The organism is Pseudomonas lini (genome assembly GCF_964063345.1).
GTDB lineage: Bacteria > Pseudomonadota > Gammaproteobacteria > Pseudomonadales > Pseudomonadaceae > Aquipseudomonas > Aquipseudomonas lini_B.
Map to the genome: position 1 here is coordinate 1,909,065 of NZ_OZ061318.1, position 13,449 is coordinate 1,922,513.

General features: G+C 59.2%; 12 protein-coding genes. 11 read left to right on the top strand and 1 reads right to left on the bottom strand.

Features of this window, described 5'->3' with window-relative positions:
- Positions 1–8: 8 nt before the first annotated feature.
- From glpK to AB3226_RS08640, 10 genes are all read left to right on the top strand, one after another.
- Positions 9–1,514 carry a glycerol kinase GlpK gene (gene glpK, locus AB3226_RS08595; protein WP_367372765.1) on the top strand — a complete coding sequence of 502 codons (1,506 nt, stop codon included), beginning with the start codon at positions 9–11 and terminating at the stop codon, positions 1,512–1,514.
- An 83-nt stretch (positions 1,515–1,597) separates the two neighbouring features.
- Positions 1,598–2,353, top strand: a complete 756-nt coding sequence (locus AB3226_RS08600) for a DeoR/GlpR family transcriptional regulator (protein ID WP_007898523.1) — start codon at positions 1,598–1,600, stop codon at positions 2,351–2,353.
- Between the two features lie 234 nt (positions 2,354–2,587).
- Positions 2,588–4,126 (top strand): glycerol-3-phosphate dehydrogenase, encoded by a 1,539-nt coding sequence (gene glpD / locus AB3226_RS08605; protein WP_367372766.1) that lies wholly within the window; start codon positions 2,588–2,590, stop codon positions 4,124–4,126.
- Positions 4,127–4,570: 444 nt separating this feature from the next.
- Positions 4,571–5,485, top strand: a complete 915-nt coding sequence (locus AB3226_RS08610; protein ID WP_367372767.1) for a glutamate/aspartate ABC transporter substrate-binding protein — start codon at positions 4,571–4,573, stop codon at positions 5,483–5,485.
- Positions 5,486–5,678: 193 nt separating this feature from the next.
- Complete coding sequence (locus AB3226_RS08615; RefSeq protein ID WP_030128211.1) at positions 5,679–6,425, top strand: amino acid ABC transporter permease; 747 nt, start codon at positions 5,679–5,681, stop codon at positions 6,423–6,425.
- Positions 6,425–7,096, top strand: coding sequence for an amino acid ABC transporter permease (locus AB3226_RS08620; protein ID WP_367372768.1), 672 nt, complete (start codon positions 6,425–6,427; stop codon positions 7,094–7,096). Before AB3226_RS08615 ends, AB3226_RS08620 begins: the two co-directional genes overlap by 1 nt.
- Complete coding sequence (locus tag AB3226_RS08625; RefSeq protein ID WP_038981857.1) at positions 7,093–7,827, top strand: amino acid ABC transporter ATP-binding protein; 735 nt, start codon at positions 7,093–7,095, stop codon at positions 7,825–7,827. Before AB3226_RS08620 ends, AB3226_RS08625 begins: the two co-directional genes overlap by 4 nt.
- A gap of 163 nt (positions 7,828–7,990) precedes the next feature.
- Positions 7,991–9,892, top strand: coding sequence for an ATP-binding protein (locus AB3226_RS08630; RefSeq protein ID WP_367372769.1), 1,902 nt, complete (start codon positions 7,991–7,993; stop codon positions 9,890–9,892).
- On the top strand, positions 9,889–11,217 hold the full coding sequence (locus tag AB3226_RS08635; RefSeq protein WP_367372770.1) for a sigma-54-dependent transcriptional regulator: 1,329 nt from the start codon (positions 9,889–9,891) through the stop codon (positions 11,215–11,217). The genes AB3226_RS08630 and AB3226_RS08635 overlap by 4 nt, the downstream gene beginning before the upstream one ends.
- A gap of 8 nt (positions 11,218–11,225) precedes the next feature.
- Positions 11,226–11,555, top strand: coding sequence for a GlpM family protein (locus AB3226_RS08640; RefSeq protein WP_185047110.1), 330 nt, complete (start codon positions 11,226–11,228; stop codon positions 11,553–11,555).
- 188 nt (positions 11,556–11,743) lie between these two features.
- Here AB3226_RS08640 and AB3226_RS08645 read toward each other — a convergent pair whose 3' ends face one another.
- A complete protein-coding gene (locus AB3226_RS08645; RefSeq protein ID WP_367372771.1) occupies positions 11,744–12,409 on the bottom strand; it encodes a DsbA family oxidoreductase in 666 nt (221 codons plus the stop codon).
- 562 nt (positions 12,410–12,971) lie between these two features.
- Here AB3226_RS08645 and AB3226_RS08650 point away from each other — a divergent pair.
- Positions 12,972–13,328, top strand: coding sequence for a DUF6124 family protein (locus AB3226_RS08650; protein ID WP_367372772.1), 357 nt, complete (start codon positions 12,972–12,974; stop codon positions 13,326–13,328).
- The last annotated feature ends 121 nt before the right edge of the window (positions 13,329–13,449 follow it).

The following is a 13,449-nucleotide window of genomic DNA, read 5'->3' on the forward strand; positions in this document are numbered from 1 at the left end:
CAATCGACATGACCGACATACAGAATAAGAACTACATCATTGCCCTCGATCAGGGTACGACCAGCTCCCGCGCGATCATTTTCGACCGCGACGCGAACGTGGTCTGCACCGCCCAGCGCGAATTCGCACAGCATTACCCGCAAGCCGGTTGGGTTGAACACGACCCGATGGAAATCTTCGCCACCCAAAGCGCCGTGATGGTCGAGGCCCTGGCGCAAGCCGGCCTGCATCACGACCAGGTCGCGGCCATCGGCATCACCAACCAGCGCGAAACCACCGTGGTCTGGGACAAGACCACCGGCCGCCCGATCTACAACGCGATCGTCTGGCAGTGCCGCCGCAGCACCGAAATCTGCCAGCAGCTCAAGCGCGATGGCCACGAGCAATACATCAGCGACACCACTGGCCTGGTCACCGACCCGTACTTCTCCGGCACCAAACTCAAGTGGATCCTCGACAACGTCGAAGGCAGCCGTGAGCGTGCGCGCAAGGGTGAACTGCTGTTCGGCACCATCGATAGCTGGCTGATCTGGAAATTCACCGGCGGCAAAGTGCACGTCACCGACTACACCAACGCCTCGCGCACCCTGCTCTTCAATATCCACACGCTGGAGTGGGACGCGAAGATGCTGGAAGTCCTCGACATCCCGCGCGAGATGCTGCCGGAAGTTAAGTCCTCGTCCGAAATCTACGGCCACACCAAAAGTGGCATCGCCATTGGCGGTATTGCCGGCGACCAGCAGGCGGCCCTCTTCGGCCAGATGTGCGTCGAGCCAGGCCAGGCGAAAAACACCTACGGCACTGGTTGCTTCCTGCTGATGAACACCGGCGACAAAGCCGTGAAGTCCAAACACGGCATGCTCACCACCATCGCTTGCGGCCCGCGCGGCGAAGTGGCCTACGCCCTCGAAGGAGCGGTATTCAACGGTGGCTCCACCGTGCAGTGGCTGCGTGATGAGTTGAAAATCATCAACGACGCCCACGACACCGAATACTTCGCCAACAAGGTCAAGGACAGCAACGGCGTGTACCTGGTGCCGGCCTTCACCGGTCTGGGCGCTCCGTACTGGGACCCGTATGCCCGTGGCGCGCTGTTCGGCCTGACTCGTGGCGTACGCGTGGATCACATCATTCGCGCCGCGCTGGAGTCGATTGCCTACCAGACCCGCGACGTTCTGGACGCCATGCAGCAGGACTCCGGCGAACGCCTCAAGTCCCTGCGCGTGGACGGCGGCGCAGTTGCGAACAACTTCCTGATGCAATTCCAGGCCGACATCCTCGGCACTCAGGTCGAACGCCCGCAAATGCGCGAAACCACAGCGTTGGGCGCGGCTTACCTGGCTGGCTTGGCTTGTGGCTTCTGGGGCAGCCTGGACGAGTTGCGCGGCAAGGCGGTGATCGAGCGCGAGTTCGAACCGACGCTGGACGAAACAGCGAAGGAAAAACTCTACGCTGGCTGGAAAAAAGCTGTCAGCCGTACTCGCGATTGGGAACCGCACGAGGGCGCTGAATAAATCGAGGACGGGTTCTAACTGGCAGGGAGCAGATTCCTCCGGCATCATGGGCAAATTTTGCACGGCAGCCCAAAGGAAGCCCCATGAATCTGCCTCCCCGTCAGCAGCAAATCCTCGAACTGGTCCGCGAACGCGGCTATGTCAGCATCGAGGAAATGGCTCAGCTGTTCGTCGTTACACCGCAAACCATCCGCCGCGATATCAATCAACTGGCGGAAGTCAATTTACTGCGTCGCTACCACGGTGGCGCAGCCTATGATTCCAGCGTCGAAAACACCGCCTACGCCATGCGCGCCGATCAGATGCGCGATGAAAAGCAGCGCATCGGCGAAGCCATTGCCGCTCAGATTCCCGATCACGCCTCGCTGTTCATCAATATCGGTACCACTACCGAATCCATCGCTCGGGCGCTGCTCAACCACAACCATCTAAAAATCATCACTAACAACCTGCACGTCGCTTCGATGCTCAGCGCCAAGGACGATTTCGACGTTCTGCTGACCGGTGGCAACGTACGGCGCGACGGTGGTGTAGTCGGTCAGGCCAGCGTCGATTTCATCAACCAGTTCAAGGTCGACTTCGCCCTGGTCGGCATCAGCGGTATCGATGAAGACGGCAGTTTGCTGGACTTCGACTATCAGGAAGTACGGGTATCCCAGGCGATCATCGCCAATGCCCGGCAGGTGATTCTGGCGGCTGACTCCAGCAAATTCGGGCGCAATGCCATGATTCGCCTGGGACCGATCAGCCTGATCGATTGCCTGGTTACTGACCAGCAACCCTCGCCGGCCCTGGCGCAGTTGTTGAGCCAGCACAAGATTCGGCTGGAAGTGGTTTAACCCCCCTCACATCTTCGTCGCCTGTACCGCGATGGCGTCGGTACAGGCCACACAACAATCCTCTTGCGCCCAATCGCACATCTAAATGTTCGTAAATTTTCCTTTAACCGCCCTTCGATCAGTATTTTCAATCGAAGTTGACTGGCTGTGGGCGTCTTTATGGGCTAATATTTTCGTAAATGAACATTAATGTTCGAATTCCAATATAGAAAATCAAAAGCCCGAGGCCAGCCGATGCCCACTTCTACCTTGCCTACGCCCCCTCTCGCCGAGGTTTACGATATCGCCGTCATCGGTGGTGGGATCAATGGCGTGGGGATCGCAGCGGATGCCGCCGGTCGCGGTCTTTCGGTGTTCCTTTGTGAAAAGGATGACCTGGCCAGCCACACCTCGTCTGCCAGCAGCAAGCTGATCCACGGCGGCCTGCGCTACCTCGAACATTACGAATTCCGCCTGGTGCGCGAAGCCCTCGCCGAGCGTGAAGTGCTGCTGGCCAAGGCGCCGCACATCGTCAAACAGATGCGCTTCGTGCTGCCGCACCGCCCGCACCTGCGTCCGGCCTGGATGATCCGCGCCGGCCTGTTCCTTTATGATCACCTTGGCAAACGGGAAAAGCTCGAAGGCTCGAAAAGCCTGAAGTTCGGCCCGGACAGCGCACTGAAAAGCGAAATCACCAAAGGCTTCGAATATTCCGATTGCTGGGTCGATGACGCACGTCTCGTTGTACTGAACGCCATGGCCGCCCGCGAGAAAGGCGCTCACGTCCATACCCAAACCCGTTGCGTCAGTGCCCGTCGCACCAAGGGCCTGTGGCACCTGAATCTGGAACGCGCCGATGGCAGCCTGTTTTCGATCCGCGCCAAAGCGCTGGTGAATGCGGCCGGCCCGTGGGTCGCCAAGTTCATCCGTGACGACCTGAAGATGGAGTCGCCGTACGGCATCCGTTTGATCCAGGGCAGCCACCTGATCGTGCCGAAGCTGTATGAAGGCGAACACGCGCACATTCTGCAGAACGAAGATCAGCGCATCGTGTTCACCATTCCGTACCTGAACCACTTCACCCTGATCGGCACCACCGACCGCGAGTACACCGGCGACCCGGCGAAAGTTGCGATCACTGAAGGCGAAACCGATTACCTGCTCAAAGTGGTCAACGCCCACTTCAAGAAGCAAGTCAGCCGCGACGACATCCTGCACAGCTACTCCGGCGTTCGTCCGCTGTGCAACGACGAGTCCGACAACCCGTCGGCCGTCACCCGCGATTACACCCTGGCGTTGTCGGGCAGTGGCGAAGAAGCACCGCTGCTGTCGGTGTTCGGCGGCAAACTGACGACTTACCGCAAACTGGCCGAGTCGGCACTGGCGCAACTGGCCCCGTACTTCACCCACATCAAGCCAAGCTGGACCGCCAGCGCTACCCTGCCCGGCGGTGAAGACATGACCACCCCGCAGGCCTTGAGCTCGCGGATTCGCGACCAATTCGACTGGCTGCCCACCGAGATCGCTCGACGCTGGGCCACCACTTACGGTAGCCGCACCTGGCGCATGCTCGAAGGTGTGGAAAGCCTCAGTGATCTGGGCGAACACATCGGCGGCGGTCTCTACACCCGCGAAGTCGATTACCTGTGCAGCGAAGAATGGGCGACCACCGCCCACGACATTCTGTGGCGCCGCAGCAAGCTTGGGCTGTTCACCACACCGGACGAGCAGCAGAAGCTGGCTGACTATCTGAACAAGGTTGAGCAGAACCGCAGCAAGATCGAAGCGGCCTGATCGGGAATCCGGTTGAACCCAAGCCCCTGAATCGAAAGGTTCAGGGGCTTTTTTGTATTCCGAATGCATCGCGATCCCCTGTGGGAGCCGGGCTTGCCCGCGATGACGCCAGCACAGTCAGTAATAATGTCGACTGATACACCGCTATCGCGGGCAAGCCCGCTCCCGGTTTGAGGAAAACCCAAAATTTCATTCGGTTTTCCGAACGCGACTTGCCAGTCGATTCGGTAAACCGGATCGCCCAATAAAATATTCAACGCCATAAATATTTAATAACCTTATAAATCAATAACTTGATCTATATCGCCTGGCCTGGCACGAGTCATGCTCTACACTCTTGGACGAATGCCTGTTGCGCCAACGCTTCAGGAGCCGTCAGGCATTCGAAGCACCAAAAGGCCGATGAACTGGCTCCATAAAAAAAACAATGTCGAGGAAAATTTGATGCGCATCGTTCCCCATATCCTGGGCGCAGCCATTGCTGCCGCTCTGATTAGCACTCCAGTTTTCGCTGCCGAACTCACCGGCACACTGAAGAAGATCAAAGAGTCCGGCACCATCACCCTCGGGCATCGTGACGCTTCCATTCCGTTTTCCTACATCGCGGACGCTTCCGGCAAACCGGTCGGCTATTCCCACGATATCCAACTGAAAATCGTCGAAGCCATCAAGAAAGACCTGGACATGCCCAACCTCCAGGTCAAATACAACCTGGTGACCTCGCAAACCCGTATTCCGCTGGTGCAGAACGGCACCGTGGACGTCGAGTGCGGCTCCACCACCAACAACGTCGAGCGTCAGCAACAAGTTGACTTCTCCGTCGGCATCTTCGAAATCGGCACCAAGCTGCTGGCCAAGAAAGATTCGCCGTACAAAGACTTCGCCGACCTTAAAGGCAAGAACGTCGTGACCACCGCCGGTACCACGTCCGAGCGCATCCTCAAGTCGATGAACGCCGACAAGCAGATGGGCATGAACGTGATCTCCGCCAAAGACCATGGCGAATCCTTCCAGATGCTGGAAACCGGCCGTGCCGTGGCTTTCATGATGGACGACGCCTTGCTGGCCGGTGAAATGGCCAAGGCCAAGAAGCCGACCGACTGGGCCGTGACCGGGACTGCGCAGTCCAATGAAATTTACGGTTGCATGGTTCGCAAAGGCGACGCGCCGTTCAAGAAAGCTGTCGACGACGCCATCGTGGCGACCTACAAGTCTGGCGAGATCAACAAGATCTACGAAAAATGGTTCATGCAGCCAATCCCGCCAAAAGGCCTGAACCTGATGTTCCCGATGAGCGAAGAGCTCAAGGCCCTGATCGCCAATCCGACCGACAAAGCGGCTGACGAAAAGAAATCCTGATTTCTGACTAACCTTATCCCCTGAGAGGGCCTGCGCCCTTTCAGGGATTTGTCACCCCTGCTGGCATTTCTGGAAACACTCGAACCGGTGGCTGTCGAGCCGTTCGTGTGTGCCTGAACTTCAAGGTTCGGGCGGGAACGGAGCTTCCCCAGGCGGGCATTTGTAAATCGAACGAATCCGAGGGGAGACCCTAATGAATTACAACTGGGACTGGGGCGTGTTCTTCAAGTCCACCGGCGTGGGCAGCGAGATTTATTTCGACTGGTACCTCTCCGGTTTGGGCTGGACCATCGCCATCGCCGTCGCCGCCTGGATCATCGCGCTGCTGCTGGGCTCGATTCTGGGCGTCATGCGCACGGTACCGAATCGCATCGTATCGGGCATTGCGACCTGCTACGTCGAACTCTTCCGTAACGTGCCGCTGCTGGTTCAGCTGTTCATCTGGTACTTCCTGGTGCCCGACCTGCTGCCTGCGGACATCCAAGAGTGGTACAAGCAGGATCTCAACCCGACCACTTCGGCTTTCCTCAGCGTCGTCGTGTGCCTGGGTCTGTTCACTACTGCCCGGGTTTGCGAACAAGTACGTACTGGTATCCAGGCGCTGCCTCGCGGTCAGGAATCTGCTGCCCGTGCCATGGGTTTCAAGCTGCCGCAGATCTACTGGAACGTGCTGCTGCCCCAAGCTTATCGCATCATCATTCCGCCGCTTACCTCGGAATTTTTGAACGTGTTCAAGAACTCGTCCGTGGCCTCGCTGATCGGCCTGATGGAGCTGCTTGCGCAGACCAAACAGACCGCCGAGTTCTCCGCCAACCTGTTCGAAGCCTTCACCCTGGCAACGCTGATCTACTTCACGCTCAACATGGGCCTGATGCTGCTGATGCGTGGGGTCGAGAAGAAAGTCGCCGTACCGGGCCTGATTTCCGTAGGAGGTAAATGATGGAATTCGACTTCACGGGCATCATTCCGTCTCTGCCGGGTTTGTGGAACGGCATGGTCATGACCCTCAAACTGATGGCTCTGGGCGTGAGCGGCGGGATCATCCTCGGTACCCTGCTGGCACTGATGCGCCTGTCCCACAACAAACTGCTGTCGAACCTTGCCGGCGCCTACGTTAACTACTTCCGCTCGATCCCGCTGCTGTTGGTCATCACCTGGTTCTACCTGGCGGTGCCATTCGTACTGCGCTGGATCACCGGTGAAGACACCCCGATCGGCGCGTTCGCCTCGTGCATCGTGGCGTTCATGATGTTCGAAGCGGCGTACTTCTGCGAAATCGTCCGGGCCGGCGTGCAGTCGATCCCCAAGGGCCAGATGGGCGCCGCCCAGGCATTGGGCATGGGCTACGGCCAGATGATGCGATTGATCATCCTGCCGCAAGCGTTCCGCAAAATGACCCCGCTGCTGCTGCAACAGAGCATCATCCTGTTTCAGGACACCTCGCTGGTTTACGCGGTGGGTCTGGTGGACTTCCTCAATGCCTCGCGCGCCAGTGGCGACATCATCGGCCGCTCCAATGAGTTCCTGATCTTCGCTGGTTTCACATACTTCATCATCAGCTTTGCCGCCTCGCAGCTGGTCAAGCGTCTGCAAAAAAGGTTTGCCGTATGATCTCTATCAAGAATGTCAACAAGTGGTATGGCGACTTCCAGGTACTGACTGACTGCAGCACCGAGGTCAAAAAAGGCGAAGTGATCGTGGTGTGCGGGCCATCCGGTTCCGGCAAATCCACCCTGATCAAATGCGTCAACGCGCTGGAACCGTTCCAGAAAGGCGACGTGATCGTCGATGGCACGTCCATCGCCGACCCGAAGACCAACCTGCCGAAACTGCGTTCGCGCGTCGGTATGGTGTTCCAGCATTTCGAACTGTTCCCGCACCTGAGCATCATGGATAACCTGACCATCGCGCAAATCAAGGTGCTGGGCCGCAGCAAGGAAGAAGCCAGCAAAAAAGCCCTGCAACTGCTTGAGCGCGTCGGCCTGTCTGCCCACGCCAAAAAGCACCCGGGCCAGCTTTCTGGTGGTCAGCAACAGCGTGTGGCGATTGCCCGTGCGCTGGCGATGGACCCGATCGTCATGCTGTTCGACGAACCGACCTCGGCGCTGGACCCGGAAATGGTCAACGAAGTACTCGACGTGATGGTGCAACTGGCCCACGAAGGCATGACCATGATGTGCGTGACCCACGAAATGGGCTTCGCCCGTAAAGTGGCGGACCGGGTGATCTTCATGGACCAGGGCAAGATCATCGAAGACTGCAAGAAAGAAGAGTTCTTCGGCGACATCAACGCCCGTGCCGAGCGTACACAGCACTTCCTCGCGAAAATTTTGCAGCACTAAGCATCGGACGCCGCTCCCCCTGTGGGAGCTGGCTTGCCTGCGATAGCGGAGTGTCAGTCGACATCATCATTGACAGACCGACCGCTATCGCAGGCAAGCCAGCTCCCACAAGGATCTGTGGTGACCTGTAGATTTGTGTTGTGGTTGACCCAAGGCATCTGTGATGAAATGCGACTCCACTCTCTATCGCGCCGCGCCGCCATCACTCGCCGTGAAACCCCGTTTGATTCGCCATCTGTTCCTGCCGCCGCTGGTCATCGCCCTGATGATTGGATTGGGTTGTATCGGCTTCTGGGTCAGTGAACACTACGGAATTCGCGGCCTCAGCGAGAACGGCCAGCGTCAGCTGGAACTGCACGCCCGCGCCGTCGAGAGCGAAATCAGCAAGTACACCTACCTGCCCAGCCTGCTGGAACTCGAATCCAGTGTTTCCAGGCTGCTGGCCGACCCGTCTCCGGAACTACGGCAGACGGTCAACGAATACCTTGAAGGCCTGAACCGGCGTAGCCGCAGTCGGGCCATTTATGTGATGGACACCACCGGTCGCGTACTGGCCACCAGCAACTGGCGCGATGTCGACAGTTATCTGGGTGAAGACCTGTCCTTCCGTGCCTATTTCAAGAACGCCGTGCGCGGTCAGCCGGGGCGTTTCTACGGCATCGGCAGCACCAGCGGCGAACCTGGCTATTACCTGGCGCACGGCCTGGAAGAGCATGGCAAGATTACCGGCGTCGCGGTGGTCAAGGTTCGCCTCGAAGCCATGGAAGAACGCTGGCAGCGTGCGCGCCTGGAAGCCTTCGTCAGCGACGAGAACGGCATCATCATTCTCTCCAGCGATCCGGCGCGGCGGCTCAAATCAGTGGTGCCGTTGAGCGATGAAACGAAGGAACGCCTGGCCCGCAGCCTCCAGTATTACTGGTATCCGCTGAACGAACTGCAACCGCTGGCGCGCGAGCCTTTGGCTGAAGGTGAGGAGAAACTGACCTTCCCCGCCAACAGCGAACTGGTGTCCGATGAAGAGAACATCAGCTACCTCTCGCAAACCCGTCCTTTAAGCGATACACCCTGGAATTTCACCCTGCTCACGCCCCTGCAAGACCTGCGGCGTGAAGCGATCAATCAGGGGATTCTGGTGGCAGTCGCGTTTGCCCTGGTGGCCTTTCTGCTGATCGCCTGGAATGAGCGGCGCAAGGTCATCGCCACCCGCCTCGCGGCGCGGGAGGCCTTGCAGGAAGCCAACAATCAACTGGAGCGTCGGATTACCGAACGCACCACCGACCTGCGCGCCAGTAACGAACGGCTCAAGGGCCAGATCCGTGAACGCCGACAGGCCGAAGAGACCTTGCGCCGGGCCCAGGATGAACTGGTCCAGGCCGGCAAACTGGCCGCTATCGGCCAGATGTCCACCAGCATCGCCCACGAATTGAACCAGCCGCTGGCAGCCTTGCGGACCTTGTCCGGCAATACCGTGCGCTTTCTGGAACGCGGTCAGCTGGATGTGGCCAGCACCAATCTCAAGACGATTAACGAACTGATCGACCGCATGGGCCGGATCACCGCCAGCCTGCGTTCCTTCGCCCGGCGCGGTGATGACAAGGGCCAGGCCAGTTTTGGCAAAGCCGTAGACGCCGCCCTGCAATTGCTGGGCAGCCGGATGGAAAGCGCGCATCTGCAACTGCACCGTGACTTCGTCGATGTGCAGGTGCAGATCGACCAGACCCGTCTGGAGCAGATCCTGGTCAACCTGATCGGCAATGCCCTCGACGCCATGCAGGCACAGCCGCTGCCAGAGCTTTGGCTGGAAGGCGAACAGTGTGATGGCAAATACCGCCTGCGGGTACGCGACAACGGCCACGGCATCGATGCCGAAACGCGCAAGCATCTGTTCGAACCGTTCTTCACCACCAAACCCGGCGAACAAGGCCTGGGCCTCGGCCTGACCCTTTCCGCGAGCCTGGCCGCTGCCACCGGCGGGCATCTGGGTGTCGAACACCCGGCCAGCGGTGGTACCACCTTCGTCCTCAGTTTACCGTTGGTAAGCCCCACTCCCGCCGAGCCGATATGAACAACGACCTTAGTGTGCTGATCGTCGAAGACGACCCCCATGTCCTGCTCGGTTGCCAACAGGCGCTGACCCTGGAAGATATTCCCTGCATGGGTGTGGGTAGCGCTGAAGAAGCGCTGGAGCGAGTCGGCGATAACTTCGCCGGCATCGTCATCAGCGACATCCGCCTGCCGGGCATCGATGGCCTGGAACTGCTGACCCGGCTCAAGGCCCGCGATCGCAGCCTGCCGGTGGTGCTGATTACCGGCCACGGCGACATTTCCATGGCTGTCGGCGCGATGCAGAAAGGCGCCTATGACTTCATGGAGAAACCCTTCTCCCCCGAACGCCTGGTGGACGTCGCCCGCCGCGCCCTGGAGCAACGCAGCCTGGCGCGGGAAGTGTCGTCGTTACGTCGACAACTGTTCGAGCGCGATTCCCTCGAAGGCCGGATCATCGGACGCTCGCCGGCGATGCAGAACCTGCGGGAACTGATCGCCAACGTCGCCGATACCTCGGCCAACGTGCTGATCGAAGGCGAGACCGGAACCGGTAAAGAGTTGGTTGCACGCTGCCTGCACGACTTCAGCCGTCGGCACACTAAACAGTTCGTCGCGCTGAACTGCGGTGGCCTGCCGGAGAACCTGTTCGAAAGCGAAATCTTCGGCCACGAGGCCAATGCCTTCACCGGTGCGGGCAAGCGGCGGATCGGCAAGATCGAACACGCCGACGGCGGCACGCTGTTCCTCGATGAAGTGGAAAGCATGCCGCTGCCGCTGCAGATCAAATTGCTGCGGGTGTTGCAGGAACGCACCCTCGAACGCCTCGGCTCGAACCAGAGCGTGGCCGTGGATTGCCGGGTAATCGCTGCGACCAAGTCCGATCTGGATCAATCGAGCAAGGCCGGCGAGTTTCGCAGCGACCTGTATTACCGCCTGAACGTGGTGACCCTGGAACTGCCGCCGCTGCGCGAACGCCGCGAAGACATCCTGCAATTGTTCGAACACTTCTTGCAGCAGTCATCCCTGCGCTTCGACCGCGCGGTGCCGGAGCTGGACAATCAGACCCTGTCGACCCTGATGAGCCACGACTGGCCGGGCAACGTGCGCGAATTGCGCAACGTCGCCGAGCGTTTCGCCCTTGGCCTGCCGGCCTTCAAGAAGTCCGGTACCAGCGGCAGCAATCAGGGCCTGGCCTTCGCCGAAGCGGTGGAAGCCTTCGAACGCAACCTGCTCATCGACGCCTTGCAGCGCAGCGGCGGCAACCTGACCCAGGCCAGCCAGGAACTGGGGATGGCCAAGACCACGCTGTTCGACAAAGTGAAGAAATACGGGTTGAGCCACTGATGGACCTGATGTTCAAAGCAACCCTGGGCGCGGCAGTGGTGGTGATTCTGGCCATGCTGGCCAAGACCAAAAACTATTACATCGCCGGCCTGGTGCCGCTGTTTCCGACCTTTGCGCTGATCGCTCATTACATCGTCGGCAAGGGGCGTTCGCTGGATGATCTGAAAACCACCATCGTGTTTGGCATGTGGTCGATCATTCCGTACTTCGTCTACCTGGCGACCTTGTACGTGATGGTCGACCGGATGCGGCTGGAGGCTTCGCTGGCGGTGGCAGCGGTGGCGTGGTTGATGGCGGCGACGGTGCTCGTCAGCGTGTGGGTTCGCCTGCACGCCTGACCATCCACCCTTGTGTTCTGTGACTTGTGACTTGTGAACTGTGAACTGTGAACTGTGGCGAGGGAGCTTGCTCCCGCTCGGCTGCGCAGCAGCCGCAAAACAGGTGTGCTCGGTGTGCCTGACAGAAACAGTTCGTTGTTATTGGGGCTGCTGCGCACCCCAGCGGGAGCAAGCTCCCTCGCCACAAATCAGCTCACGGTACCGCCCCTGGCTTCACTCATGATCTGGCGAATCGCACCGACAAACGTCTCCACCGGCTGCCCGCCACTGACGGCGTACTGCCCGTTGAACACCACCGTCGGCACTGAACTCACGCCGCGCGTTAACCACAACTGTTCTTCTTCGCGAACCTCTTTGGCGAATTCATCGGACGCCAGAATCGCCTCGGCCCGCTGCCGGTTCAACCCCACGCTTTCGGCGATCTGCGCCAATTGCCCGTGATCCGACGGATTGCCGCCCTCGGTGAAATACGCTTTGAACAGTGCGTCTTTCAGGTTGAACTGCAACCCCTCCAGCCCGGCCCAATGCAGCAAGCGGTGAGCATCAAAAGTGTTGTAGATACGGCTATTGCCGTCCGTGCGAAAAGCAAAACCCACCTCGGCACCACGTGCGCGGATCATTTCGCGATTCTTCTGCGATTGCTCAGGCGTCGAGCCGTACTTTTCGCTGATGTGTTCGGTGATGTTCTGGCCTTCGGGGCCCATCTTCGGGTTCAGTTCGAACGGCTGGAAACGGATCTCGGCCTGGACTTCGTCGCCGAGCAAATCCAGGGCACGGGTCAGGCTATACAGACCGACGACGCACCAGGGGCAAGACACGTCGCTGACGAAATCGATTTTCAGGGGGGTACTCATCACACACCTCGCAGGCTTGGGTCGCGCCGGAAAGTTTGAACGATACACCCGAAGGCTGAGCCCGTGTGGCAGCCGTTCCACTCTCCCTGTGGGAGCCGGGCTTGCCCGCGATGACGGTTTTCAAAACGACATCTGCGGTGACTGACACGCCGCCATCGCGGGCAAGTCGAATCGTCGCACCGCCGCTCCCACAGGTTTTGGGGTGTTTGAGAGGGCGTGTTTAGTTCTGTTTAGCGTTACTTCCTGAAAGCTACAGCGCCTTGCGCCGTCGCCTACAACCACGTCAGAATCCGCCGGCTTGTGCGCCTGGAGGCCCGTCGGTAACTTGGTTCGTGTCACTGATTCCCAGTGATCGGGTTTAGTAGCCCGGCTTTTTTCCCCATCCGGACGCACAAGTGTCATCCAGTCAGGTATTCACCTGCACTTGATGGTAGCTGTGCGCATGGTGCCCTCGGGCGCGCCGGTTTTGGATTGGGGCCGGTCTACTAACTTGCGCACAGCTGCCACCCTTCCGTTTAGTAGCGAGACAGGTTGCAGCTCTACTAACAGGAGTTCCAATCCAATGTTCAAAATTACACCAAACCCACCGGAAACCGACGACGTTTCCCCGTACGAAACCCCAGGCTCCAAAAAGCTCAACGAAGCCGCCGACCGCGCCCTCGATTACTACCTCAAACCGGTCATTCCCAAAGACACCCCACGCAAACCCAGCACCCTTTACTCCGTCGCCCCCGACGCCGACAACGAAACCCTGCTGATCAACGCCTGCGAATCGCTGGCGGCGGCGAGCGTGATGTTGAGTGATTTCGCGGGGATGCTGAACGGCCCGCAGCGCAACACCGTGCTCGGCATCCAGAACTCCGTCATGTTGGGTGAACTGGCGGTGAACCGGATGCTGGATAACTTCGTTCCAACGTAAAACAGCCTCCCCTGTAATTGAGGCGCTTTTGTGGCGAGGGGCTTGCTCCCGCTCGGCTGCGCAGCAGCAGTCGTAAACAGGTCAATGCGGATTACCTGAGACTCAGCAGCCTGTGCAGGAT

Coding starts and splice junctions, on each gene's coding strand:
- glpK (WP_367372765.1), top strand. CDS start 9: ATGACCGACATACAGAATAAGAACTACATCATTGCCCTCGATCAGGGT.
- AB3226_RS08635 (WP_367372770.1), top strand. CDS start 9,889: ATGAACAACGACCTTAGTGTGCTGATCGTCGAAGACGACCCCCATGTC.
- AB3226_RS08625 (WP_038981857.1), top strand. CDS start 7,093: ATGATCTCTATCAAGAATGTCAACAAGTGGTATGGCGACTTCCAGGTA.
- AB3226_RS08645 (WP_367372771.1), bottom strand. CDS start 12,409: ATGAGTACCCCCCTGAAAATCGATTTCGTCAGCGACGTGTCTTGCCCC.
- glpD (WP_367372766.1), top strand. CDS start 2,588: ATGCCCACTTCTACCTTGCCTACGCCCCCTCTCGCCGAGGTTTACGAT.
- AB3226_RS08640 (WP_185047110.1), top strand. CDS start 11,226: ATGTTCAAAGCAACCCTGGGCGCGGCAGTGGTGGTGATTCTGGCCATG.
- AB3226_RS08610 (WP_367372767.1), top strand. CDS start 4,571: ATGCGCATCGTTCCCCATATCCTGGGCGCAGCCATTGCTGCCGCTCTG.
- AB3226_RS08615 (WP_030128211.1), top strand. CDS start 5,679: ATGAATTACAACTGGGACTGGGGCGTGTTCTTCAAGTCCACCGGCGTG.
- AB3226_RS08600 (WP_007898523.1), top strand. CDS start 1,598: ATGAATCTGCCTCCCCGTCAGCAGCAAATCCTCGAACTGGTCCGCGAA.
- AB3226_RS08630 (WP_367372769.1), top strand. CDS start 7,991: ATGAAATGCGACTCCACTCTCTATCGCGCCGCGCCGCCATCACTCGCC.
- AB3226_RS08620 (WP_367372768.1), top strand. CDS start 6,425: ATGGAATTCGACTTCACGGGCATCATTCCGTCTCTGCCGGGTTTGTGG.
- AB3226_RS08650 (WP_367372772.1), top strand. CDS start 12,972: ATGTTCAAAATTACACCAAACCCACCGGAAACCGACGACGTTTCCCCG.